Below are 22,228 nucleotides of genomic sequence, written 5' to 3' on the forward strand. Positions count from 1 at the left end.
GGTCTATCCGGCATCGAGAGATGACTTCGGGCGGAGCCCCTTTGCCGGGGGCGCCTGTCTTTGCAGTGATGCTGAAGGAGTCGGGGGGTAACGGCGATCAGCGGCCAGATGCGCCGGCAACCCAGCTGATCGTCAGATTGCACGATCGCCCTGGACGCCTCATCACGGACCGCTACAGGCGAAGAAGCCCCAGGTCGCTACGCTAATTTCGGCACTCAGCCTCCTCGAAGGCCCAGCCGTACGTCATCGGCAGCCAGTTGAAGTCGTGATCCGGTCCGACGAGGTCGGCCAGCTCGATCAGCTTCATCAGCTCCACCACCGCGGCGAGCGGCTTGGCCACGCGCCACGCGTTCCGCATCCGTTCCTGAGGGACGGTGGCGAAGCTCCAGTCACGCAGCAGGATCCCGTCGTCGCGTACGACCACGTTGCCCGGGTGGAAGTCGCGGTGCACGATCGTCGCCGGAACGGCCGCCTCGTCCAGGCGTTCGGCGCACTCGACCAGGTAGGGGGCCAGGGCCTGCAGCCGGTCGGCTTCCTCGCCGCTCAGCGCCCGATTCAGGTTCTTCGGCAGTGCGGGCGCCCGCCAGATGTCGTCGCTGGCCAGGATCGACCGTACGCCGTCCGCCACCGCGACCGGAGTGAGCGGGACGCACCCCACGGCGATCAGCTCGTCGACGCGGTCGATGGTCGCCTTCTGCACCGTGACCAGCCGGGTCAGGCACGCGCGCCGCCGCCGCGGCGGACATGCTCCAGTGCTTGACCTGACGGCTCGGACCGAGACGTACGAGACCGGCCCTGATCTCTTTGTCGATGTAGGACTCGGCCTGCTCGAACCAGCCTGCCGTGAACCAGCCGGAGACGGGCGGCCGGGATCGCGCCGCCCGGCGGTCGAGGAACGGGCTCTGCCCGCTCACCGCATCGTGCCCGAGCCAGGCGAACCCCTCGGCGCAGACCGGCCGTGCCCCGCCCGCCGCCGGCAGCACCGCCGTCGTGAAGTCCAACGGCTCCAGGGGCACCGTGGCGAACGCGATCGGTCAGCTCGCTGTCCATCGGCGGCCACCTGGCGTCGAACCGCATCCGCGGCAGCGCCGGTGTGCCGCCGGCCAGGTCGCACAGCACGGAGCCCTCCTGGTCGAGGATGGCCAGCACGGCTTCCACCGGAGTCGCTCGCCCAAGATCGATGGGCCCCTGCGGCGGCGTTCAGGCCGTCAGGCGGCCTCGTGGGTGGGATCGGGCTCGGGTGCCACGCGTAGGTGGCCGGGCCGGGGACGGGCCTGTTCGTCGGGGAAGACCCATCTGCGCAGCGCCCAGAAGCGGAAGACCATGGCGATCAGGGTGCCGATGACCTGGGCGCTCATGAAGTCGGCGATCTCCTGGGTGAGCAGGCTCACCGCCGGGGTGTCCAGGCCGAAGACGTACCGGGAGATCCAGAGTGGCGCGGAGCTGAGCACCAGGCCGATGGCGCTGACCAGGAAGAACAGCGCCGCCTCGTGTCGGCGCTCGCGGCCGCCCCTGGTCCGGAACGACCATTCGCGGTTGAGGACGTAGGACACGATCGTCGCCACGAGCACCGCGATGATCTTCGCGGTCACCGGCTTCGGCTCCAGGAAGGTCAGCTTGAGCCCGTAGAACACCGCGTTGTCCACTAAGAAGGTGGTTCCGCCCACCACGGCGAACTTGAGCAGTTCGCGGTGCTTCAGTACGAATGCGCGCAGCGGTTGCGGTGATCTGGCGAGGAGCGCCTTTGCTATTCGGAGCACCCTCGATCTTCCCACCGCTCGAACACTCCGCCGACCGCCACGGTCAGTGTAAGACCCTTGAGCATGACTTGCGTCACATCGCTTGCCTCTGACGTCAATGTCAGGTTCTACGGTGGCGAGCATGCAGATCAACGGAGCACATGTGCTGGTCACCGGAGCCAATCGTGGCTTGGGCCGGCAGTTCGTTCTTTCCCTTCTTGAGCGCGGCGCCGGCAAGGTGTACGCGAGCGCGCGCCGCCCCGAGCTCGTCGACGTGCCGGGAGCCGTGCCGTTGCGACTCGACATCACCGACCCTGACTCCATCGCCGAGGCGGCGGCAGCGACGCAGGACGTCAAGATCGTCATCAACAACGCCGGCATCTCCACCGGGGCGAACCTGGTCACCGGGGACCTGGACCTGGTCCGCCGCGAGATGGACACCCACTTCTACGGCACCCTCAACGTGATCCGCGCCTTCGCGCCCCAGCTGGCCGACGGCGCGATCATCAACGTGCTGTCCGCGGTCTCGTGGCTCGCCGTCGACGGCGGGGGCGCCTACCACGCCGCCAAGGCCGCCGAGTGGGCGCTCACCAACAACGCCCGCCTGGAACTGGCCGGTCAGCGCACCCTGGTGACCGCCCTGCACCTGGGCGCCGCCGACACCGACATGATGGCCTGGTACACCGGCGACAAGACCGCCCCTGAAGTGATCGTCAAGGCCGCCCTCGACGGCGTCGAGGAGCACCGGACCGAGATCCTGGCCGACGAGTGGAGCCGTCAGGTGAAGGCCTGGCTTGCGGAGGACTCCGACGTCATGTACAGCAAGGCCGCCGCCGCCCTCTCCACCGCCTGACCGTTCCACCTGCGGCTCCGCTCTCGCGAACGCCGCTTGGGCTCACCCGCACCGGCGGCAGCCACGTTCCGCCGCCGGTGCGGGTGAGCCGGCCCACGTCATCGGTCTCCGGTCAGTTGAAGCAGTCCTGCGCGTGCAGCGCCATGCCGTACTCGCTGACCTTGCCGCGCGTGACGGTGAAGTTGTAGTACGCCTTCTTGTTGCCGGGGACCGTGATCACGTAGAAGCCGTGGAAGTCCTTCTTGATGCGCGGGTACGCGGCCTTCAACTGCTTGGTCGTGGAGCCGATCGTGATGCCCTGCGGGGTCTTCATCCCCTTCGCGGCATAGATGGCGGCCACGCCCACGCGCGGCGAGATGTAGACGCCCACCGAGTTCTTCGGCGTCGCATGCTTCTTCAGGTCCCAGCCGGAGCAGCCCCCGCCGCCCGGTGCCTTCTGGACCACGTCCCCGGTGGCCCTTGCCTGCTTGACGGTCATCCCGAGTTTGACGGCCCCGTAACCGTACGGCCCCAGCGTCGGCTTCGCCTGGGCGACCGCCGTACCGGCTCCGGAGACCAGCAGCGAGCCGGCGAGGAGCGATGCCCCGATCATCGTCTTCATCATGCCTGCTTTGACGCCAAGGCACCGGTAAAGGTTCTGAGTCACGATCATCCATTTGATCCTCATTAGCCCCTTGCGTCAGCCAGCGCTCGCCGCCAGCCGTTCGCTGTCATAAACGCTTGTCATGGGCTGAACAGCTCCACACTCGGCACCGGCTCTGCGAACGATCATGCCGCAGAGCCTCCTGTCCGGTAAGCGCCGGATCGAGGGTGGTGGGCGGCTATGGTTGCTCCGCATGACGCACACCGAGATCGACATCAGCGCGGACTTCGTCCGGGAGTTGCTGCGTGATCAGCACCCCGACCTGGCCGATCGTCCCCTGAGGCTGGGCGCGCGTGGCTGGGACAACCAGTTGTGGCGGCTGGGCGACGACCTGGCCGTCAGGTTGCCCTGGGCGACGGAGGGCGCTGATGAGCTGCTGCTCAAGGAGCACATCTGGATGCCCGTTCTCGCTCCGCGCCTGCCGCTGCCGGTTCCCGTTCCGCAGCGTCTCGGTGAGCCGTCCGAACTTTTTCCGCGGCGGTGGATCGTCACCACCTGGGTGCCGGGGGAGCCCGCCGACCGTGCCCCCGTCAAGCGTGGCAACGGGTCGGCCGACGCCCTGGGCGCCTTTCTGACCGCGCTGCACCAGCCCGCCCCCGATGAGGTGGACACCGGCGGCCGGGGTCGCGGCGGGCCCATGGCCGGCTCTTCGGAGTGGGTGGCCAAGCAGCTCGCCGACGCCGTCGAACGGGAGCTGATCTCCGGCCAGGACGCGGACGACGTACGCGCGGTCTGGGACGACGCCGCCACCGCGCCCGGCTGGGCGGGCCCGCCGCTCTGGCTGCACGGCGACCTGCACGCGGCCAACGTCGTCACCGCGGACGGCGCCCTGTGCGGCGTGATCGACTTCGGCGACCTGTTCGCCGGCGATCCGGCCTGCGACCTGTCCGCGGCCTGGACGCTGCTGCCGGACGGCGCCGCCGATCGCTGCTTCGCCGCCTACGGGCATGCCCTGGACGCCGCGACTCTGCGCCGCGCCCGCGGCTGGGTCGTGATTCGCGGCCTGGCCGGGCTGCACATCGGCGACGCCGGCGTGCACGGCCGCCCTGGCGGCAAGGCCACGTGGGGACCGGCCGGCCGGGCGGCGCTGCGGCGCGTCCTCGCGGCGGCGCACCGCTGACGGTTCATTCGAGCGGCAGGGCGTGCCGTCCGGCGATCTCGCGGATCCGCTCCAGCGGGTACGGCGTCGTCCTGCTCTCACTCTGGCGAGCGTGGTAGTAGTCGTTCAGTACGGTGACCAGCGGGCTGCGCCGCGACAGCAGGGCCGCGACCCCGTCGGGCACGCCGGCCGGCCGCGTTCCCGCCGCCCACTCCCGCACCAGTTCGCGGCATTTCGGCCAGTCGGCGCCGTGGAAGGAGCCGGCCAGCCAGTTCACCAGGTACGCCAGCGTAAAGGTGCGGTCGTAGGTGAGATGCCGCTGGTAGAAGGCCGATTCCTCCGCCGACAGGTCGAACCGGGTGGACACGGCCTGCCCGAAGTCGGTCAGGTAGAGGCGGCGCCCGTCGGTGAGCACGTTTGCGAAGTGCGCGTCGAAGTGCAGCAGGCCGTTCGCGTTCATGAAGGACACGACCTCGCGCAGCCGCCGGTCCGCCAGGGCGCAGGCTTGGTCGGCGTCGCCCGCGCGTATCCGCTCGTCCAGCCACCGGTTCAGGTCGGTGGGGAAGTACTCAAGGAAGAGCGTGAGGCTCGCCGGCGCCTCGGCCAGCGCTTCGAGGCGGCGGCGTACGCCGGGGGCGCCCTCCCAGAACGTGACCGCCCGATCCACGTCGGCCAGGTCGCCGTAGAGCGGGGCGGGCTCCGCGCTGGGCAGCACCCGCCAGTGGTAGAGCAGCGGGAAGCCGGGAAAGCGGCCGGCCAGCACCCACTCGGTGGTCATCGTGTGCGCGGCCAGCTCGCGCCAGGCGCCGAAGCCGGGCGAGCCGATGCCGTACTGGCAGAAGGGCGGCAGACCGAACAGGTTGGCCGTCGAGTGCGGATGGCGCAGCTCGGGCTCGGTGAGGGGGACACGTTTGACGAAGACCGGGGTGCCGCCGACGTCGAGCCGCGCGGACGCCCCGCCGATGCCGGTGCCGAGCGGCACGGCCTCGCGCTCCAGCAACTCGGCCAGCGTGCGGTCGTCGTGGCGGGCCAGGGTCGTGGAGACGTCGCCGTGGGTGGTCAGCCGTGTGTCGGTCACCATGATCACCCTAGTGCTCGTCGCTCACCCGGGCGGCTGAGCCGCTCGTGCGTGAACGTCATAGGGCAGTGAAGAGTGCCAACGCGACGTTGTTCGCCCTTGTCACCTCGGTCTTCAGCTATGCGCTCATGCAGACGATGGTCGTCCCCGCGGTCGGCCTGCTTCAGCACTTCTTCTACCTGGCCCTGCCCGCGTATGCCCAGCTCAAGCCGGGGCCGGCCGGGATCGGCTTCGGCGCGACGGTCACCGTGTCCGGCCTGCTGATGCTGCCAGGAGCGCTGATCCTCCTGCCCACGGGCACGGCGGTGGGCAAGCTGGCCGAGCGGTTCGGCCCGCGCCGGCCCGCGGTCCTCGGGTTCGCGGTCGCCGTCGCGGGTTCCGCGCTGCTCGCCCTCGCTCACGCCTCGATGTGGGAGCACCTGATCTTCTACACCGTGGTGGGCGCGGGATCGGGCCTGGTCATGGCCTCGCTGCCCAAGCTAATCGGCGACCTGGTCCCGCTCGCCAGGACCGGCGTCGCGGCCGCTCCCTTCGCGGTACGGCATGCGCACGGGAGGGAACCTGAGCGTGTTCAGCAAGCAAGAGCTTGACCACCTGACCAGCGGGCCTTCAGCGGAGCAGGAGATCGATGGCCACCTTGAGTCGTTCCAGGTAGGCCTCCCGTGAGCTGACCTGGTGCTTGAGGCCGATGGACGTGCTGATCATCGTCTGGGCGAGAGCCACCTCCCGGTCCGACTCGGTGGCGATCGCGTCCGTGATCAGCTCCTCGAAGCGTCGCCGCGGGGTCTCGATGACCTCACCGAGCAGGTCGGGATTGTCGTCGATGACTATCGCGACGTCGCTCGTCAACGGGCCGACGTAGCGGCCCGCCCAGTTGTCGAACGCCTCGACGAGACGGTCCCGAAGGGGCTTGCCGGGGTCGGCCAGGACTGCTTCGACCGCCGCGAGGTCGCGGTCCAGTGCCTGGCCGACCGCGGCGCGGAACAGGGTCTCCTTGGAGGAGAAGAGGAAATAGAGGCCGGGCCGGGAGATGCGCGCCGCCCGGGCCACCTCCTCCATCGAGGTCTTCCGGTAGCCGAAGCGGGCGAACGTGAGCATGGCGGAGTCCAGGACCGTGGCCCGGCGGCCGGTGTCGGCGGGCCACGGCGACGGGTGATCGACTTCGGGGCTGCTCATGGGACGAGCATACGAGCGGTAGACTTACTAAACAAATATTGTCTGATCTGTATAGTTGCGGCGGTGAGCACCCATCAACCACTCATCACCACGCCCTTCACCTCCACCAGCACCGCGGCCGACGTGCTGCGCGGCGTCGACCTGAGCGGCGTCCGCGCGATCGTGACCGGAGCCTCCTCCGGGATCGGGGCCGAGACGGCCCGCGCGCTGGCCGGCGCCGGAGCGGAAGTGACGCTCGCCGTCCGGAACATCACCGCGGGCGAAGCCGTCGCCGGGACGATCGCGGGGCCGGCCCGGGTCGCCCGGCTCGACCTCGCCGACCGGGTCAGTGTCACGCGCTTCACCGATGCCTGGCACGGCCCGCTGCACCTGCTGATCAACAACGCGGGCGTGGTCACCGGCGGCCTCGAACGCACGCGGGAGGGGTGGGAGCTGCAGTTCGCGACGAACCATCTCGGCCACTTCGCCCTGGCCGTCGGCCTGCACGACGCCCTCGCCCTGGGAGCGATCGATCGTGGCGGGGCCCGGATCGTGGCGGTCAGTTCGACCGCGCACATGCGTTCCGGCATCGACTTCGGCGACCTCCACTTCGAACGCCGCCGCTACGACCCGCAGCTCGCCTACGCCCAGTCGAAGACGGCGAACTCCCTGTTCGCCGTCGAGGCGACCCGCCGGTGGGCGTCCGACGGCATCGTCGCCAACACGGTGAACCCCGGCGGCGTCGCGACCGGACTGCAGCGGAACTTCACCCCACAGCAGAAGGCGTCACTCGACGCGGCCGAGGCCGCCGGGATCTTCACCTACAAAACGGTCGAGCAGGGAGCCGCCACCAGCATCGTCGCGGCCGTCGCCCCGGAGTTCGCCCACTCCGGCGGCCACTATCTCGACGACGCGCAGGAGGCGTACACGGTGCCGAACGACGCCGACCTGGCGCAGCACCCGCACGGGGTGAAGGAATGGGCCCTCGACCCCGCCACCGCCAAGCACCTCTGGACGGTCTCCACCGAACTGCTCGACACCGCTTGAGGCGAGCTCGTCCGAGAAGACGGCAAGGGGTTGATGTCGCGAGGCAGGCTCAGGAGGGGGCATTGCACCGCGGGTTGAGGCTTTTCGCCTGCCGTGCCCAGACGGGGAGGTGCGGTGAGAGGCGAAAGTCTCCGGGACTCGTTCAACGACAGGCTTGACGTCATGAATGTCTGTGACGACAACCAGTCAGGCGTGAAGGACACCTCGACCTCCACCGCCGTCTCGTGGCGGGAACTGCTCAGCCGGGAGCACGCCGGCGCGGCGATCGTGCCGGCCGTCGGGGTGCTGGTCGGCGCGGTCAACATCTACCTGGCCGCCAGCCTGCTGCCGACCGCGGTGGCCGACCTCGGCGGAGCCGGCTTCTACGCGGGGAACATGACAATTCACCTCGTCGCGATGGTGATCGCGACGATGCTGGTCAGCCGCTTCCTGGCTCGCTGGGGGAACGTCGGCGCCTATCTGCTCGGCTTCGGGGTGTTCCTGGCTGGTTCGCTGGTCTGCGCGGTGAGCCCGGTGATGGCGGTGCTGCTGGCCGGCCGCGGCGTCCAAGGGCTGGGGGCGGGGTTGCTGTCCGGGCTGGACTTCGCGGCCGTCCGATCGGCGCTGCCGCAGCGGTTGTGGACGCGCGGCAATGCGCTGATGTCGGCGATGTACGGCGTGGGCAACTTCGTCGGGCCCGCGCTCGGCGGGCTGTTCGCGCAGTTCGGCGGCTGGCGACTGGCGTTCGTCGCGATGGCGGTGATCGCGGCGGTGTGCGGCGTGCTCGTGCCCCGGGCGCTGCCACGCGGCGGACACGGCGCGACGCGGGCACCGGTTCCGGTCGTGTCGCTGCTGCTGGTCACCGCGGCCACCGTCGCGGTCAGCGTGGCCGGGGTGCTGTCCGGTGCCGTGGCCATGGCGGCCGGTCTCGCGGTGGCACTGCTGCTGATGGCCCTCTTCGTCGCCCATGAACGGCGGGACGCGCGGCGGGTCTTTCCGCGCAGCACCTACCGGCCGGGGTCGCCGTTGAAGTGGCTGTACCTGACGCTGGCGCTGCTGGCCTTCGGCGTCGCGGTGGAGTCGTTCCTGCCGCTGTTCGGACAGCGGCTGGGCGGGCTGGCCCCGGTCGTGGCCGGGTTCTTCGGCGCGGCCATCTCGCTGGGCTGGTCGGCCACCCAGCTCGTCAGCTCCGCGGCGGTCGAGGAACGCACGATCGGCCGGTTGCGCGTGCTCGGCCCGCTGCTGCTCGCGCTCGGCTTTCTGGTTCTCGGGCTGATGCAGCGGCAGGACGCGCCGGTGTGGCTGGTGCTGGGCTGGGTGCCGGTGCTGTTCGTCGCCGGGGCGGGCATCGGGCTGGCCTATCCGCACCTGTCGGTGGCGGTGATGTCCAGTACCCGGGACCCGGAGGAAGGCGCACGGGCGGCCGCCGCGATCGCCACGGTGACGAGCCTGGCGATCGCCTTCGGCACGGCGGTCGCCGGCGCCCTGGTCAACCTGGGTGGCGCCTCGATGCTTGACGCGGCCCGGTACGTGCTCTTCGGGTTCGCGATCGTCTGTGCGGTCGGGGCCGTCACCGCGCGTGCGGCGGCACGTACCGGCTCCCGATGATTGAGACCAGAGCCGGGGCGAAAAGTGCCCCTGGTCAGAGGCGCGTGCCGGCGGGGGAGTCGGGGATGAGGTAGTCGCCGCCGCACGCCTCGGCGAGCGACGGGCCGAACAGGGCGGCCGGGGTGTGGGCGCCCGGCCTGCCCTCGCCGGCCAGCAGGCGGCGGGCCACCTCGGCCGCCACCGCCGCGGTGAAGGACATCGCCTCGCCGGCACGCAGCCAGCCCTCGCGGGTGACCCCGTCCGGCCAGTGCACGACCGCGTGGCCCCAGGAGTGCTCCCGCGGCTGCTCCTTGGGCTTGGTGGTGAGCGCGGCCAGCCGCCGCCGGGCGAACTCGCGTACCGGACCGATCGCGAGCAGGGCGGTCGCGGCCGGGAGGATCGCGCGGGCGACCGGTGAGGACGGCGCCTCGCTCGACGCCGAGACGACGTCCGGGGCGCCGCTCGCACGCTGGGCCGCCATCAGCTCGCCGAGCGGCATGCCCGCCGCGACGACCGTCGAGCCGTCGGGCAGCGTCAGCTCGACCGGGTCGGCGCCGAGGCGGGCCGGCGCCAGGCGGCCGCCCCGGTAACGGCGCCCCTGGTAGCGGGCGCCTCCCTCCACGCCGGGCAGGCCCTCGACGAGGGAGCCGGCCAGCGCCTCGCCCGTGACGCCGCCTTCGAGGGCAATCGAGGGGATCATGGCGGTCCGTACCCGGTCGGGAGTTCCGCGCCCTTCGCACAACTTGACGACCACGCTCTCGGTCGCGGCGACGCCGAATCCGGCGCCGGTGACGACCGTACGGCCGGCGGCCGTGGCCTGATCGCCCAGCCCCAGTGTGGTCGCGAACGAGGCCAGGTCGTTGGCCAGGTCCAGGTAGTGGCCGGCCGGCAGACAGGCACGCACCAGGGGCTCGGCGGTCCGGGTGAACGGGCCGACCGTGTTGACGACCACGGCCGGACGCTGCCGCCGGATCTCCGCCGCCATCGCCTCGACATCTCCGGCCACGACCGTGCGTCCCGCGCCGGCCACCTCGGCCAGCCGGTCAGCGTCCCGCCCGACCAGTGTGGGCTCGATGCCCTTCCGGCGGAGTTCCGCCGCGATCGCCCGGCCGGTACGCCCAGCGCCGCCCAAGATCCAGACTTCGCTCATTCCGCCACTCTCCCTAGTGATGACATTGCGTGTCATCACTGTAGTCGTCATGACGTGTCGTGTCATCACTACACTTGATCGGGTGAGCAGATGGGCACCGGACGCACGGGAGCGTCTCCAGCGGGCGGCCATGGAACTCTTCGCCGAGCAGGGCTTCGCCGCGACCACCGTCCCCGAGATCACCGCCAGGGCGGGCCTGACCACCCGCACCTTTCACCGGCATTTCGCCGACAAACGCGAGGTTCTCTTCGCCGACGACGCCCGGGTGCCCGAGTTCGTGGCGGTGCTGATGGAGAGCTTTCCGCCGTCCGCCGAGCCGATCACGCTGATCGTGGAGGGTCTGCGCCTGCTCATCGAGGAGCGTTTCGAGGGGCGCAAGGAAGCCCTGCGCGCCCGGCGCGACCTGGTCCGATCCGACGACGGGCTGCGGGAACGGGACCTGCGCAAGCGGGCGGTCATGGCCGAGGCGCTGCGGAGTGGGTTCCTGTCCAGGGGGATCGAGCCCACGCGGGCGGCGCTGCTGGCCGAGACCGGAGTGACCCTCATGTACGTGTCGGTGGCCGAGTGGCTGGACCGGGAGGATGATCGCAAGCTCTACGACGTCCTGCTCACGACGCTGGAGAAGATGCGCGCCGAGCTGGCCCCGTAGAGTCTCCCTCCGCACGCGAAACCGACCGGCAAGGATGGCTGCCCCCTTGAGAACGCCGCCCGACATGTCCCGAAGTGCCCGCGTCCGCCGCCACGACGAGGTCGCGAGCACGTTGGCGTCGTACGGTGACCGGCGGCTCGGCGAGGAGCTGGAACGGGCGCGGCCCCTGGGCGCGGGGATCGGCGGCACGTCGGTGCTGCTTGACGTCGGCGGCGTGCCCGTCTTCGCCAAGCGGATCCCGCTGACCGACCTGGAGCGCCGCGCGGGCAACGAACGGTCCACCGCGAACCTGTTCGGCGTGCCCGCGTTCTGCCAGTACGGGCTCACCGCCATCGGCAGCGCCGGCTTCGGCGCCTGGCGTGAACTCGCGGCCGGCGCGATGACGACCGAGTGGGTCCTGAACGGGCGCAGCGCGGCCTTTCCGCTGCTCTATCACTGGCGGGTGCTGCCGGGTGCGCCGCCACCGGCCGACGAGCACGCCGACGTCGAGGCGGCCGTGCGTTATTGGGAGGGTTCAGCGGCCGTACGGGAACGCCTGCACGCCCTCGCATCTGCCCCGGCCTCGATCGTGCTGTTCCAGGAGTTCATTCCGCAGCGCCTCGACACCTGGCTCGCCGCTCAGCTCGCCGCCGGCCGGGACGCCGCGACGGCGGCGGGCGCCATGATCGAGTCGTGCCTGCTCGCCGACGTGACCTTCATGAACGGCGCGGGGCTGATGCACTTCGATGGCCACTTCGCCAACATGCTCACCGACGGCGAACGCCTGTATCTCGCGGACTTCGGGCTGGCGACCTCCTCCCGCTTCGACCTGTCCGAGCAGGAGATCGACTTCCTGGGACGCAACCGCACCCACGACGCGGGGTATGCGCTGATGCGGCTGGTCAACTGGCTCGTCACCGCCTTCTGCGGGGTGACGGCGCCGCCGGAGCGCAACGACTTCGTGCGCGCGTGCGCGGCCGGCGCGGATCCGGCCGGCGCCCCGCCGAGCCTGGCCAGGGCGATCAGCCGGTACGCGCCCGTGGCGGCGCTCATGAACGACTTCTACTGGAACCTGTACGGCACCAGCAGGACGACGCCGTTCCCGGACGATCGGATCGAACACGCCCTGGAGGTGGCGACCGGCGTCGTCAGGACCCCGGGGCCGGAGGGCGGGGCGCCTGCTGGGAGTGGTGGTCCAGCAGGCGGGTGAGCAACCGCACGAACTGGTCGCGTTCGGCGGGCGACAGGGGAGCGAGCAGCTCGTCCTGCAGATCGTCCAGGATCTGGTCGAGGCGGCGCAGTTGCCGGCGGCCCTGAGCGGTGATCGTGATGACGTTGCGGCGGCGGTCGTCGGGGTCAAGGGCCCGCTCGACGAAGCCGCGCTCGGCCAGTTCGTTGAGTACGCCGACCATGTCGCTGCGGTAGATGCCGGTGCGCCGGCTCAGCGTCGCCTGGCTGCCCGGGCCGAACTCCTGCAACGAGGCGAGCACGGCGTAGTGCCATTTGCGGGCGTCGATCCGGGCCAGGCCGTCGTTCGTCAGCCGGTCCGACTGCGCGGCCACGCCTGACAGCAGCCGACCGGCCAGCCGGCGCAGCCGTTCCGGCGTCTTCGTCTCGCTGTCGGGCGGCATGTGCGCCGCGTCGGCTCCGCTGCTCATGGCGACGATCTTACCTGGTTGTGTTAGTCCGACTAACGATGTACGTTCGTTCGGACGATAAACGTTAGTTGTAAGAACGTTAGCTCCACGAACGAAGGATTGCCTCTCATGCCCACGATCGACGTTCTCGGCACGACGATGCACTACGAGGAGCGCGGCAGCGGCCCCGCCATCGTCTTCCTGCACGGCAACCCGTCCTCCTCGCACATGTGGCGCAAGGTGCTGCCGCTGGTCGGGGACGGACGGTTGATCGCCCCCGACCTGATCGGCATGGGCCGCTCGGGCAAGCCCGCCTGCGACTACCGGTTCGCCGACCACGCCCGCCACCTCGACGCGTTCTTCGACGCGCTCGGCCTGGAGGAGGTCGTGCTCGTCGGCCACGACTGGGGCGGTTCGCTCGCCTTCGACTGGGCGGCGGGGCATCCTGATCGGGTGCGCGGTGTGGCCTTCTTCGAGGCGATCGTGCGTCCCGTCGCCTCGGCCGAGCTGTCCGAGCAGGCCCGCGCCCGTACGGTGAAGTTGCGCGGTGCCGAGGGCGAGTCCCTGATGCTCGACTCGACCTTCCTCATCGACACCGCCTACACCGGCGGCGTGCTGAACCCGCTCAGCGAGGAAGAACTCACCCCTTACCGGGCGCCGTACCCGACCCGGGAGAGCCGCCGTCCGCTGATGAACTGGGCCCGCTCGATCCCGGTCGACGGCGACCCCGCCGACGTGGCCGCCAGGATCGACGCGTACGGGGCCTGGCTGGCCCGCAGCCAGGACGTCCCCAAGCTGCTGCTGACCTTCGACTCCTCACCCACGCTGCTGGTGACCCCGGAACTCGCCGCGTGGTGCAAGGACAACATCGCCGGACTCCAGGTCGAACACGTCGGTCCGGCCGGTCACCACGCCGGCGAGGACCAGCCCGAGCAGATCGCTGCCGCCGTCTCCGCCTGGCTGGACCGGCAGCACCTCCGATGAGGCCGCAGGCTTGACCCTGACGTAGGGTCAACCTCTCAGCATGGGTGCATGACCGAGCAGAACAGCGCGACCGAGATCGCGCGGGCGTATGACGGAAATCGGGGAGACGACGGGGGTATGCGGCGCTTCACGATCGAGCACGACGGCGTCACCATCCCGATGTCGCGCGGCGGCCGGGGGCGGCCGCTGGTCCTGTGCCCGGGGCTGAGCTCGACCCAGGCGAGCCTGCGCGAGCTGGCCGGGCTGCTGCGGCGCGACCACGACGTGACGACCTTCGACCTGCGCGGACACGGCCTCGCCCCGGCCGCGAGCCGGTACTCGTTCGACGACTTCCTGGGCGATCTCACCGCGGTGATGGCCGCGGTGAAGGCCGAGACTGGGGGCCGCGACCTGCCGGGGCGCCGCGAACCGGCGGCGGAGCCCGTGCTGGTCGGCTACTCGCTGGGTGCCGACCTGGCCGTGCACTACGCGTCCGAGCATCCTGACGTCGTCGCCGGGCTGGTGCTCATCGACGGGGCGAACCCGGTGCCGGAGCCGTTCGTCACCGAGGCCGTCCTGCCGGAGTTCCGCATGATGTGGGCGGAGCAGGCGGCGCTGCAGGAGGCCGAGCGGGGCACCGAGCGTCAGGTGCTGCTCACCGCGGAGCAGCTCGCCGACCTGAACATCGAGATCGACGAGGTACGGTCCGGTCTCCTCGACCGGTACCGGAAGATCGACCGGCCCATCAGCATGATCATGTCGACGTCGATGGCCGGTGACGACGCGGGCGAGCACGCGCGGCGGTTCAACCGGAACTGGCGGACCGGCGTCGAACGGCTCGTCCGCGAGCGGCCGGACATCACCACGACCTGGCTCGAAGCGGACCACCAGCTGGTCTTCACCCATGCCGAGGAGATCGCCCGCCTCATCGGGAACGCGCCGGAGCAGCCGGGAGGATGATGCCATGCTGACCATCGGCGAGCTGGCGTCGTACGCCGGAGTGACGGTGCGCGCGGTGCGGCACTATCACGCCAAGGGGCTGCTGCCGGAGCCGGACCGGGACCACTCCGGCTACCGCAGGTACGACGCCGGCGCGGTGGTCGAGCTGATCAGGATCAGGACGCTGGCCGAGGCGGGAGTGCCCCTGGCCCGGGTACGTGAGCTGCTGCGGGCCGGCGAGGAGGAGTTCGCCGCGGCCGTCGCGGACATCGACCGGCGGCTGCGAGACGAGATCAGGGAACGGCAGCGGCACCGCGAACAGATCGCCCGGCTCTCCTCCGGGGACGGCCTGGCGCTGCCGCCCGAGGTGGTCGCGTATCTCGACCGGCTCAGGGAGCTCGGGGTGGACGAGCGGATCGTCCGGGCCGAGCGGGACGGCTGGATCCCGCTGGCCGCGCGCTCGCCCGAGCGGGTCGGGGAGTGGATGGCGCGCAAGCACGAGCAACTCGCCGACCCGCGCCTCGTCGCCTTCTACCTCACCCTGAGCCAGGCCCTCGACCGGCCGGAGTCCCCGGACCCGGCCCGCGACCAGGCCGAACTCCCGGTCAGCACGGAGACCCCGAGCCGGGCCGACGACGACCCGCGGCTGGTCGAGCTCGCCGACGAGCTGGCCGCCTACATCACGCGGATGGCCGACGAGCAGGGCGAGGACTATGTGGACGACAACGACATGGAGCCACCGCTCATCCCCCTGATGGACACGCTGGCCTTCGACACCATCCCGCCCGCACGCCGGCTGACCGAACTGCTGAGAGAGCGCGGCTGGACGGGCTGGACCAAGCTCGAACGCCTGCCCCCACCACAGCCCGAGTAGGTCAACGGCGCACCTGATAACGCAGGTGCAGCACCCGATCGCCCTGAATCACCACATCAGGATCCTCCAGCAGGTGCTGCGCCCGGACCGACCCGAAGTATCGCTTACCGGACCCGAACACGACGGGAACGACGTCCATGCGCACCTCGTCGACCAGGCCCGCCGCCAGCACCTGGCCACCGACGTCACCCGCCGCGACCTCGACCAGGCGCTCACCCGCGAGCTCCCGCGCCTTGGCCACGGCCGCCTCGACGCCGTCGACGAAGTGGAACGGCGCCCCGGGGTCCCAGCCTTCGGGCATCGGCCGGTGCGTCACGACGACCACGTGCTCGATCCCGCCCGGCGGCTTCCCGTCCCAGCCGTCCGTCAGGTCGAAGACGTGGCGGCCGACGATCGTGACGCCGATCTGGTCCCAGTACGGCCGCGTGTAGTCGTAGGACGTCTGAGACACCTTCAGCCCGCCGCTCTCGTCCAGCGGGACGTCACCGCTGGTCAACCAGTCGAACAGCGGTCCTGGCTGGTCGTTCTCGTCCGCGACGAAGCCGTCCACGGACACCGAGCTGTACATGACCACCTTGCCCACGGGGCCCTCCTCTGCTTCGAGGTGCCCCAAATTAGCGGTCGTGAGCTGCGAGTTCTTGTAAGAAATCAATCGGCCGGCAGCGACCAGCCGTCCAGCACGTGGCCGGGATGCTCGCGCAGGAACCGCCGCCGGACCTCGACGTACCGAGTCGGGGTGAGCCCGGTGAACGCCCGGAACTCGTGCCCGAAGTGCGCCTGGTCGAAGTAGCCCGCGCGCCCGGCGAGGTCGCTCCAGTCGATCGGTCCCGCGGGGTCGATCGCGAAGACGGTGGCGGTGAAGCGGTAGGTACGGGCCAGCCGCTTCGGCGTGACGCCGACGAGCTCCTTGAACCGCTGCGCCAGATGAGTGCTGCTGACCCCGGCGGCCATGCTCAGGTCGCCGATCGCCACCGCCCCGCCGGCCGCCGCGATGACGCTGCTCGTACGGCGGACCAGCCCCAGCCCGGCGGTCTCGGTGAGCCGCCGCCGCAGCTCGCCCTCCAGCAGCGCCAGCATCGCGGCAGGCCCGTCCGCCAGCGCCAGCCGCTCGCGCAGCTCGGCGACGGCGGGCCGGCCCCAGACCTGCTCCAACGTCACCGGCCGGTCACACAGCTCGGCCGCGGGCATCCCCAGGAACGCCGCCGGGCCCCATGGCTTGAAGTGCACCCCCACCGACCTGGTGCCCGGCGGATAGCCGAACGTGAAGGCGCGGCTCGGGGCGGTGATCACGCAGCCGTCGGCGTATTCGCCCGTCCCGGCAGGGGCGCTGATGTGGAACGGCGGCCCGAGGTTGACGATGAGCAACGCGGCCGGCATCGGCGGCAACATCAGCCGGGCGTACGGCGGCGTGCCCGCCAGGTAATAGAGGTCGTCGATCAGCCCGTCCAGCGGCGGTCGCGGCACTCTGGACACGTACTCCACGCCCACAGTATTCACGTCAAAGGGCGCGTCAGACGCCGGGCACGCTGTCCCAGCCGGAGACGAACCAGGTGACCTCGCCGGTGGCGGGATCGTAGGCCCGCCGTCTGATCGTGGCGATGTCGCCGCCGTAGACGTGGATCCCGATCGTGGGCACGGCGCCGACGGCCTCGACGGCGTGGACGTCGTCGTCGGTGGTGCAGCAGACGGTGACCTGGCCCGGCACCCACACCGTCTCGCCGGCCGGCGTCAGCGGCCCGGCGGGGGCGGACCCGGCCGGCTTGAGGTAGCGGACCTCGTGCTCGGCTCCCGCGTAGACGCCGGCCACGCCCCAGGTCTCGTGCGAGTGCACGCCGGTCCGCTGGCCCACGTCCCAGACGACCGACGCCAGCGACCAGCTTCCGTCGGCGGCGATGTGCAGCGGATACGTCAGGTGGCGCTCGGCGGACGCGCGCGTCAGCTCGGGCGGGAGCCGGTAACCGGCCGCCAGCAGCGCGGACAGCCGTTCTGCGACCCGCGCCGTGATCTCGTGCTCGTCGCCGGTCGTGCTCACCACGTGGTCCACGTCGTCGATGAAGGCCCGCATCAGGCCGCTCTCCCGCACGAGGCTCTTCACGATGACGCACCTCGCAGGACCCGGTACTTCAGGTGGGTGACGCCGGCCCCCTCGACGGCCCTGATCTGCTCCAGCCGCACGTCCGCGCCCTCGAGGTCGTCGAGCAGGCGGGAGCCGCCGCCGAGCAGGACCGGGACGACGTGCAGTTCGAGCTCGTCCAGCAGCCCCGCCGCCAGGTACTGGCGGGCGACGTCGCCGCCGCCCCACAGCATGACGTCCTTGCCGTCCGCGGCCTTCTTGGCCTGGTCGAGTGCGGATTCGAGGCCGTCGGTGACGAAGTGGTACGTGGTCCCGCCGCGCATCTCCACCGGCTCGCGCGAGTGGTGCGTGATCACGAACACGGGGTAGTGGTACGGCGGTTCGTCACCCCACCAGCCCTTCCACGCCCCGTCGCCCCACGGGCCGCCGCCGATGGGGCCGAACATGTTCCGGCCCATGATCCCGGCGCCGAGGTTCGCGATCGTCTCCTCGAAGACCCGCGTGCTGGCGGTCACCGCGCCGCCCTGCCCGCCGTGGGCCTCGCGGAAGGCGGCCAGCGGAACGACCCAGTCGTGCAGCTGTTCGCCGCCCTCGCCGAGCGGGTTCTCCTCGCTCTGGTTGGGGCCGGCGACGTATCCGTCCAGCGAGATCGAGATGTGGCACCTGAGCTTGCTCATCACTTTTCCCTTCGTACGGCGTCCTCACCAGAGAGCATGGCCGGGCGATGAGATGACGTCTAATGCCAAATCTTCGACGGACTCATTGATATCTTTGATCGATGCTGAACCTGACGCATCTCAAGGTTCTGGCGGCGGTGGCGCGGCACGGGTCGGTGACCGAGGCCGCGAAGGAGCTGCACTACTCGCAGCCGTCGGTGAGCCATCACCTGTCCCGCCTCGAAGCGGCCACCGGCGTCAAGCTCCTCCAGCGGGTCGGGCGCGGCATCCGGCTGACCCCGGAAGGGCGGCTGCTGGCCGGCCGGGCCTCCGAGATCGTCGGGCGGGTCGACGCGGCGGCCACCGAGCTGGCGGCGCAGGCCGGGCTGCGGGCGGGCCTGGTGCGCCTGGCCGCCAACGCCTCGCCGCTGAGCACGATCGTGCCGGCGGCGGCCGTCGCGCTGGCCGAGGCGCACCCGGGGCTGGAGCTGATCCTGATCGAGCGTCACCCGGTCGAGGCGCTGCAGCTGTTACGGGCCGGCGAGATCGACGTGGCGCTCGTCTTCCGCCACGCCGACGCCCCGGCGGAGGAGGAGGGGTTCCGCCTCGTCCACATCGGCTACGACCCGATCTACCTGGTCAGCCGGCAACCCGATGACAGCATCGCCAACCATCGTCTCTCGGCGTGGATCGGTGGTTGCGAACGCTGTCAGGAGGAGCTGGTCAACCTGTGCCGGCAGAACGGCTTCACGCCGCGCATCGGATCGCTGAGCGACGACATGGTAGTGGTGCAGGCCCTCGTCGCCGCGGGCAAGGGCGTCACCACCCTGCCGGGTCTCGCGTTGCGCGCCCACCGCCGGCCCGACATCCACACCACCGAGCTGACCGGGTTCACCCGCCGGCTCTACGCCGTCACGTACGGAGACCCTCCCGACCCGCCCGCCACCGTCGCGCTGATCCAGGCCCTCGCGGACGCCGTACCCCCGGAGGCGCGGCCCGGCGGGCCCGCCGGGACCCCGTTAGAGTCGTGATCATGAAGTTACGGGAGCGGATGATCACGGGCGGGCACTGGCTCGGCAGGCGGCTGGTCGCTCGTCCGGTCGCCACGCTGGCGGTCATCGGGGTGATCTCCGCGATCGGATACTTCCTCTTCGGGGTCGCCGTCTCGCTGGCGACGGGAGAGCAGCCGATCCCCTGGTGGCGCTACACCAGGGGCGCCGGGATTCAGCTGTTCCTCTGGGTCGGCGTGGGGCTGCTCGTGCGGAGCCAGCTCAAGAAGGGCGATTGACGCCCCGCCGTACGGGCCGCGCCGCGCCCAGCACGATCGCCCCGAGCGTGAGCGCCACGCACGCCCAGGCGAACACGTCCCCGACGACCCGGTAAGGCGTGGACGTCCCGCGCGTGGGGACGTCCACGATCCACGGCAGGTTGTCGCCGGGCGTGGTGTCCTGCTGCGACAGCACCCGCCCCTGGAAGTCGAAGGCCTGCGAGGAGCCGTTGAAGTCCTGCCGGACCAGCGCGTAGCCGTTCTCGATCGCCCGCAGGCTGGCCATCTTGGTGTGGATGCGCCCCATCTCCGGCCAGTCGCCGCCGGGCACGAGCATGATGTCCGCCGCGACGTGCATCATCGCGGGAAAGTCCGCGTCGTAGCAGATCACGTTCGACAGGCGCCCGTACGGCGTCTCGACCACGGGCGCGGGACCCGTGCCCGGCTCGTAGCTCTCCAGGCCGGGAATGGGATGGCGCTTCTGGTACGTCCACAGCACCTTCCCGTCCGGCCCGACGAGCACGGTCTGGTCGCGGCCGTAGGGCGCGTCCGGCAGATAGACGTTGGCCGCGACGGAGAGGTAGATGCCCCATTGCCGGGCGAACGCGGTGGCCTGGGCGAGCAAGGCCGGTTCGTCCTCGGCGCGCACCTTGGCGGCGTTCTCCGACCAGAACACGATCTTCGCGCCCGCCTGCGCCGCCTTCCTGGTGTCGTCGAACAGCTGCCTGCTGATCACCTCGGAGGCCGCCCGCACCGTGCTCACGCCGACGCGCGAGACGCCCGCGAGGTCGGTGGGCGCGGTGCCGAGCAGCCGTCCGGCCGCCTCCAGCGAGGCCCCGGAAGGGTTGATGCCCGCCACGCGCACGGTCGGCGCGCTGGGCGCGGGCGCGAACGCGAGCCTGGCCTGCCCGCCCACGAGCACCGCCGCCAGCACCCCGGCGACCGCGAGCGCCGGCCGGAACCCGCCGTTCTCCCACAGGTGGTTGGCGGCGGTCGCGACCACGCCCATGAGGAAGGCGACCGCGTACGGCCCGGCCACCGACAGCGACTGCAGCAGCGCCAGGTTCTCGTGCTGGGTGACGGCCAGCAGCCCGTACGCGGTCCCGAACGGGTTGAAACTGCCCAGCAGGAACTCCACGGCGGTCAGCGCGGCGGGGAAGGCGAGCAGCCGGACGACCGGCCCGACCCGCTCGTGCAGCAGCCGGTCCACGGCGAACGGCACCAGCGTGGCCGATCCCAGGGCGAACACGCCGGCGAACGTCAGCGGAGTCAGCGGGACGGCCAGCTGCACCGTCCAGAACAACGCGCCGGCCACCCCCACCAACCAGGCCAGGATCAGCCCCGGCAGGGGGCGTCCTGTGCGCAGGAACCTGAGCAGGAAGACCAGGAAAGCCCAGGCGGCCAGCGGCAGGTCCCACCGGCCGCCGACGGCGAACAACTGCAGGAGCAGGCCAAGGGCGAACCAGACATATCTAGGCATGGTGGGAAACGTAGGGTTTCGTCCAGGGGGTTCCGAGTACCGTGCCGAGCGGATCTCATGACCGCCGCGCGCATCCCGTACCAGGCGGGGGCCGATAGGCTGCCCCGGTGGGCGGGTCGACGCAGCCGGGCGACGTGGTGCGGCGGCTGGTGCGCGCCGGCGAGCGGCGAGGGCTCGACGTGGCCTCGCTGCTGCGGCGCAGCGGCATCCCGGCCGACACGCTGGGCCGGCCTGGCGGCGGCTGCGTGAGCCACACCCAGCTGTCCGAGCTCACCCAGGAGCTGTGGATCCTGACCGGCGACGAGCTCTTCGGGATCGGGCCGCCGCTCCCGCTCGGCTCGTTCCGCCTCATGATGCGCTCGCTCATCCACGCGCCGGACCTCGGCGCGGCGCTGCGCCGGCTGGCGGAGGCCGGCGAAGTGCTCGGCGCGCCCCGGCTGCGGGTGGCGGAGCGTCCGCCGCTGGTCGTCGTCGAGATCGACCCGCGCCGCCTCGACGACCCCGACCACCTGGCCGCCGAGCTGCTGGCCACGGTGATCCACCGCATGCTCGGCTGGGTCACCGGACGGCGCATCGCGCTGCGCGAGCTGACCCTGCCCTGGCCCGCCCCCGCCTACGCCGCCGACTACGAAGGCGTCTTCGGCCGGCATCCGGTGTTCGACGCCGACCGGCTCACGCTCGCCTTCGACCACGCCCTGCTCAGCGCCCCGCTGATCCGCGACGAACAGCAGCTCGCCGACTACCTCGCCGACCAGCCCAACGTCTGGTTCACCACGCGGGACTACGGCTCGTCCACCGCCGACTGCGTCCGCAAGATCCTCGAACGCGGGCTGCGCGGCCACTGGCCGGCCCCCGGCGACATCGCCGCCCAGCTCGCCATGAGCACCCAGCACCTGCGCCGGCTGCTGCGGGCCGAGCACACCTCGATCGGGCAGATCAAGGAGGACCTGCTGCGCGACGCGGCCATCGCCAGCCTGCGGCGTGGTGACGAGACGGTCGAGGAGCTGGCCAGGCGGCTGGGCTTCTCCGAGGCGAGCGCCTTCCGCCGCGCCTTCCGCCGATGGACCGGCCGGCCGCCGGGCGCGTACCGCTAAGAAGGGGGTCAAGCCGGTACGGAACGGATGACGGCGGCCACCTCGTCCACCACCGCCCGCGTCGGCCGCTGGCACGCCAGCCACCTCGTCGAGATCATCGACCAGGTGCCCGTGCTCCTGGTGCCGTGCATCCAGGTGGGCTCGCGGGCCGAGCTCGCCGATCCGGCGACCCAGGCCGGGACCTGGGGCTCGGAGCTGCCTGCCGTGTGGAGCTTCATGCTGGCCGCGCGCAGCCGCGGGCTCGGCACCGTGTGGACCACCCCGCACCTGAACTACGAACGCGAGG

The 22,228-nt window shown here is 71.1% G+C and carries 25 protein-coding genes and 1 pseudogene; 14 read left to right on the forward strand and 12 right to left on the reverse strand.

Annotated features, from left to right (window positions below; genetic code table 11):
• Positions 1-202: 202 nt before the first annotated feature.
• Both AB0C28_RS30290 and AB0C28_RS30295 read right to left on the reverse strand, forming a co-directional pair.
• Positions 203-700, reverse strand: coding sequence for a phosphotransferase (locus tag AB0C28_RS30290; protein ID WP_358079282.1), 498 nt, complete (start codon positions 698-700; stop codon positions 203-205).
• Between the two features lie 508 nt (positions 701-1,208).
• Positions 1,209-1,760 (reverse strand): GtrA family protein, encoded by a 552-nt coding sequence (locus AB0C28_RS30295; protein ID WP_357861557.1) that lies wholly within the window; start codon positions 1,758-1,760, stop codon positions 1,209-1,211.
• A gap of 121 nt (positions 1,761-1,881) precedes the next feature.
• On the opposite strand from AB0C28_RS30295, the gene AB0C28_RS30300 reads away from it, so the two are divergent.
• Entirely contained in the window at positions 1,882-2,592 is a 711-nt protein-coding gene (locus AB0C28_RS30300; RefSeq protein ID WP_357861555.1) for an SDR family oxidoreductase, read from the forward strand.
• 112 nt (positions 2,593-2,704) lie between these two features.
• On the opposite strand, the gene AB0C28_RS30305 is transcribed toward AB0C28_RS30300, so the two are convergent.
• A complete protein-coding gene (locus tag AB0C28_RS30305; protein ID WP_358079285.1) occupies positions 2,705-3,184 on the reverse strand; it encodes a hypothetical protein in 480 nt (159 codons plus the stop codon).
• A gap of 244 nt (positions 3,185-3,428) precedes the next feature.
• Here AB0C28_RS30305 and AB0C28_RS30310 point away from each other — a divergent pair, with 244 nt between their 5' ends.
• Entirely contained in the window at positions 3,429-4,355 is a 927-nt protein-coding gene (locus AB0C28_RS30310; protein WP_358079288.1) for an aminoglycoside phosphotransferase family protein, read from the forward strand.
• Positions 4,356-4,359: 4 nt separating this feature from the next.
• On the opposite strand, the gene AB0C28_RS30315 is transcribed toward AB0C28_RS30310, so the two are convergent.
• Positions 4,360-5,415, reverse strand: a complete 1,056-nt coding sequence (locus AB0C28_RS30315; RefSeq protein WP_358079290.1) for a protein kinase family protein — start codon at positions 5,413-5,415, stop codon at positions 4,360-4,362.
• Positions 5,416-5,480: 65 nt separating this feature from the next.
• Here AB0C28_RS30315 and AB0C28_RS30320 point away from each other — a divergent pair, with 65 nt between their 5' ends.
• The gene (locus AB0C28_RS30320; protein ID WP_357861547.1) at positions 5,481-6,002 is read left to right on the forward strand and encodes an MFS transporter; all 522 of its coding nucleotides are present in this window, start codon (positions 5,481-5,483) and stop codon (positions 6,000-6,002) included.
• A 19-nt stretch (positions 6,003-6,021) separates the two neighbouring features.
• Here AB0C28_RS30320 and AB0C28_RS30325 read toward each other — a convergent pair whose 3' ends face one another.
• Positions 6,022-6,588 carry a TetR/AcrR family transcriptional regulator gene (locus AB0C28_RS30325; protein WP_358079293.1) on the reverse strand — a complete coding sequence of 189 codons (567 nt, stop codon included), beginning with the start codon at positions 6,586-6,588 and terminating at the stop codon, positions 6,022-6,024.
• A 63-nt stretch (positions 6,589-6,651) separates the two neighbouring features.
• On the opposite strand from AB0C28_RS30325, the gene AB0C28_RS30330 reads away from it, so the two are divergent.
• Positions 6,652-7,614, forward strand: coding sequence for an SDR family NAD(P)-dependent oxidoreductase (locus tag AB0C28_RS30330; RefSeq protein WP_358079296.1), 963 nt, complete (start codon positions 6,652-6,654; stop codon positions 7,612-7,614).
• A 162-nt stretch (positions 7,615-7,776) separates the two neighbouring features.
• The gene (locus AB0C28_RS30335) at positions 7,777-9,201 is read left to right on the forward strand and encodes an MFS transporter (RefSeq protein WP_358079299.1); all 1,425 of its coding nucleotides are present in this window, start codon (positions 7,777-7,779) and stop codon (positions 9,199-9,201) included.
• Positions 9,202-9,235: 34 nt separating this feature from the next.
• Here the strand turns inward: AB0C28_RS30335 and AB0C28_RS30340 are convergent, their stop codons facing one another.
• The gene (locus AB0C28_RS30340; RefSeq protein WP_358079302.1) at positions 9,236-10,330 is read right to left on the reverse strand and encodes an NAD(P)H-binding protein; all 1,095 of its coding nucleotides are present in this window, start codon (positions 10,328-10,330) and stop codon (positions 9,236-9,238) included.
• Positions 10,331-10,412: 82 nt separating this feature from the next.
• On the opposite strand from AB0C28_RS30340, the gene AB0C28_RS30345 reads away from it, so the two are divergent.
• Complete coding sequence (locus AB0C28_RS30345) at positions 10,413-10,979, forward strand: helix-turn-helix domain-containing protein (RefSeq protein ID WP_357861538.1); 567 nt, start codon at positions 10,413-10,415, stop codon at positions 10,977-10,979.
• A 64-nt stretch (positions 10,980-11,043) separates the two neighbouring features.
• Complete coding sequence (locus tag AB0C28_RS30350) at positions 11,044-12,168, forward strand: serine/threonine protein phosphatase (protein ID WP_358079305.1); 1,125 nt, start codon at positions 11,044-11,046, stop codon at positions 12,166-12,168.
• On the opposite strand, the gene AB0C28_RS30355 is transcribed toward AB0C28_RS30350, so the two are convergent.
• Positions 12,107-12,616, reverse strand: coding sequence for a MarR family winged helix-turn-helix transcriptional regulator (locus tag AB0C28_RS30355; RefSeq protein WP_358079308.1), 510 nt, complete (start codon positions 12,614-12,616; stop codon positions 12,107-12,109). The genes AB0C28_RS30350 and AB0C28_RS30355 overlap by 62 nt on opposite strands.
• A gap of 108 nt (positions 12,617-12,724) precedes the next feature.
• On the opposite strand from AB0C28_RS30355, the gene AB0C28_RS30360 reads away from it, so the two are divergent.
• Genes AB0C28_RS30360 through AB0C28_RS30370 form a run of 3 tightly spaced genes read left to right on the forward strand, consistent with a single transcriptional unit; the run spans position 12,725 to position 15,371 of the window.
• On the forward strand, positions 12,725-13,579 hold the full coding sequence (locus AB0C28_RS30360) for a haloalkane dehalogenase (RefSeq protein ID WP_358079310.1): 855 nt from the start codon (positions 12,725-12,727) through the stop codon (positions 13,577-13,579).
• 48 nt (positions 13,580-13,627) lie between these two features.
• Positions 13,628-14,518: an alpha/beta hydrolase gene (locus AB0C28_RS30365; protein ID WP_358079312.1), complete on the forward strand. Its 891-nt coding sequence runs from the start codon at positions 13,628-13,630 to the stop codon at positions 14,516-14,518.
• A gap of 4 nt (positions 14,519-14,522) precedes the next feature.
• Positions 14,523-15,371, forward strand: a complete 849-nt coding sequence (locus AB0C28_RS30370) for a MerR family transcriptional regulator (RefSeq protein ID WP_357861528.1) — start codon at positions 14,523-14,525, stop codon at positions 15,369-15,371.
• A 1-nt stretch (position 15,372) separates the two neighbouring features.
• Here the strand turns inward: AB0C28_RS30370 and AB0C28_RS30375 are convergent, their stop codons facing one another.
• From AB0C28_RS30375 to AB0C28_RS30390, 4 genes are all read right to left on the reverse strand, one after another.
• Positions 15,373-15,954, reverse strand: coding sequence for a dihydrofolate reductase family protein (locus AB0C28_RS30375; RefSeq protein WP_358079314.1), 582 nt, complete (start codon positions 15,952-15,954; stop codon positions 15,373-15,375).
• A gap of 65 nt (positions 15,955-16,019) precedes the next feature.
• Positions 16,020-16,853 carry a helix-turn-helix domain-containing protein gene (locus tag AB0C28_RS30380; RefSeq protein WP_357861524.1) on the reverse strand — a complete coding sequence of 278 codons (834 nt, stop codon included), beginning with the start codon at positions 16,851-16,853 and terminating at the stop codon, positions 16,020-16,022.
• Positions 16,854-16,881: 28 nt separating this feature from the next.
• Positions 16,882-17,466 carry a hypothetical protein gene (locus tag AB0C28_RS30385; protein ID WP_358079316.1) on the reverse strand — a complete coding sequence of 195 codons (585 nt, stop codon included), beginning with the start codon at positions 17,464-17,466 and terminating at the stop codon, positions 16,882-16,884.
• On the reverse strand, positions 17,463-18,122 hold the full coding sequence (locus tag AB0C28_RS30390; protein ID WP_358079318.1) for a dihydrofolate reductase family protein: 660 nt from the start codon (positions 18,120-18,122) through the stop codon (positions 17,463-17,465). Before AB0C28_RS30390 ends, AB0C28_RS30385 begins: the two co-directional genes overlap by 4 nt.
• A 101-nt stretch (positions 18,123-18,223) precedes the next feature.
• On the opposite strand from AB0C28_RS30390, the gene AB0C28_RS30395 reads away from it, so the two are divergent.
• Together AB0C28_RS30395 and AB0C28_RS30400 are read left to right on the forward strand one after the other, a co-directional pair.
• Positions 18,224-19,132 carry a LysR family transcriptional regulator gene (locus AB0C28_RS30395; protein WP_358079320.1) on the forward strand — a complete coding sequence of 303 codons (909 nt, stop codon included), beginning with the start codon at positions 18,224-18,226 and terminating at the stop codon, positions 19,130-19,132.
• Positions 19,133-19,134: 2 nt separating this feature from the next.
• Positions 19,135-19,389, forward strand: coding sequence for a hypothetical protein (locus AB0C28_RS30400; RefSeq protein WP_358079323.1), 255 nt, complete (start codon positions 19,135-19,137; stop codon positions 19,387-19,389).
• Here the strand turns inward: AB0C28_RS30400 and AB0C28_RS30405 are convergent.
• Complete coding sequence (locus tag AB0C28_RS30405) at positions 19,373-20,848, reverse strand: nitrilase-related carbon-nitrogen hydrolase (protein WP_358079326.1); 1,476 nt, start codon at positions 20,846-20,848, stop codon at positions 19,373-19,375. The genes AB0C28_RS30400 and AB0C28_RS30405 overlap by 17 nt on opposite strands.
• Positions 20,849-20,955: 107 nt before the next feature.
• Here AB0C28_RS30405 and AB0C28_RS30410 point away from each other — a divergent pair, with 107 nt between their 5' ends.
• Both AB0C28_RS30410 and AB0C28_RS30415 read left to right on the forward strand, forming a co-directional pair.
• Complete coding sequence (locus AB0C28_RS30410) at positions 20,956-21,942, forward strand: AraC family transcriptional regulator (protein ID WP_358079329.1); 987 nt, start codon at positions 20,956-20,958, stop codon at positions 21,940-21,942.
• A gap of 27 nt (positions 21,943-21,969) precedes the next feature.
• Positions 21,970-22,218 (forward strand): annotated as a pseudogene (locus AB0C28_RS30415) (nitroreductase family protein); the annotation flags it as partial.
• Positions 22,219-22,228: the final 10 nt, after the last annotated feature.

The sequence above is a fragment of the Nonomuraea sp. NPDC048892 genome (assembly GCF_040649735.1).
Taxonomy (GTDB): Bacteria; Actinomycetota; Actinomycetes; order Streptosporangiales; family Streptosporangiaceae; genus Nonomuraea; species Nonomuraea maheshkhaliensis.

Bases quoted from the DNA above. Each gene is read 5' to 3' on its own strand.
- AB0C28_RS30315 (WP_358079290.1), bottom strand. From the start codon at position 5,415: ATGGTGACCGACACACGGCTGACCACCCACGGCGACGTCTCCACGACC.
- AB0C28_RS30340 (WP_358079302.1), bottom strand. From the start codon at position 10,330: ATGAGCGAAGTCTGGATCTTGGGCGGCGCTGGGCGTACCGGCCGGGCG.
- AB0C28_RS30360 (WP_358079310.1), top strand. From the start codon at position 12,725: ATGCCCACGATCGACGTTCTCGGCACGACGATGCACTACGAGGAGCGC.
- AB0C28_RS30395 (WP_358079320.1), top strand. From the start codon at position 18,224: ATGCTGAACCTGACGCATCTCAAGGTTCTGGCGGCGGTGGCGCGGCAC.
- AB0C28_RS30300 (WP_357861555.1), top strand. From the start codon at position 1,882: ATGCAGATCAACGGAGCACATGTGCTGGTCACCGGAGCCAATCGTGGC.
- AB0C28_RS30350 (WP_358079305.1), top strand. From the start codon at position 11,044: ATGTCCCGAAGTGCCCGCGTCCGCCGCCACGACGAGGTCGCGAGCACG.
- AB0C28_RS30365 (WP_358079312.1), top strand. From the start codon at position 13,628: ATGACCGAGCAGAACAGCGCGACCGAGATCGCGCGGGCGTATGACGGA.
- AB0C28_RS30310 (WP_358079288.1), top strand. From the start codon at position 3,429: ATGACGCACACCGAGATCGACATCAGCGCGGACTTCGTCCGGGAGTTG.
- AB0C28_RS30305 (WP_358079285.1), bottom strand. From the start codon at position 3,184: ATGATCGGGGCATCGCTCCTCGCCGGCTCGCTGCTGGTCTCCGGAGCC.
- AB0C28_RS30355 (WP_358079308.1), bottom strand. From the start codon at position 12,616: ATGAGCAGCGGAGCCGACGCGGCGCACATGCCGCCCGACAGCGAGACG.
- AB0C28_RS30370 (WP_357861528.1), top strand. From the start codon at position 14,523: ATGCTGACCATCGGCGAGCTGGCGTCGTACGCCGGAGTGACGGTGCGC.
- AB0C28_RS30390 (WP_358079318.1), bottom strand. From the start codon at position 18,122: ATGAGCAAGCTCAGGTGCCACATCTCGATCTCGCTGGACGGATACGTC.
- AB0C28_RS30325 (WP_358079293.1), bottom strand. From the start codon at position 6,588: ATGAGCAGCCCCGAAGTCGATCACCCGTCGCCGTGGCCCGCCGACACC.
- AB0C28_RS30335 (WP_358079299.1), top strand. From the start codon at position 7,777: ATGAATGTCTGTGACGACAACCAGTCAGGCGTGAAGGACACCTCGACC.
- AB0C28_RS30400 (WP_358079323.1), top strand. From the start codon at position 19,135: ATGAAGTTACGGGAGCGGATGATCACGGGCGGGCACTGGCTCGGCAGG.
- AB0C28_RS30405 (WP_358079326.1), bottom strand. From the start codon at position 20,848: ATGCCTAGATATGTCTGGTTCGCCCTTGGCCTGCTCCTGCAGTTGTTC.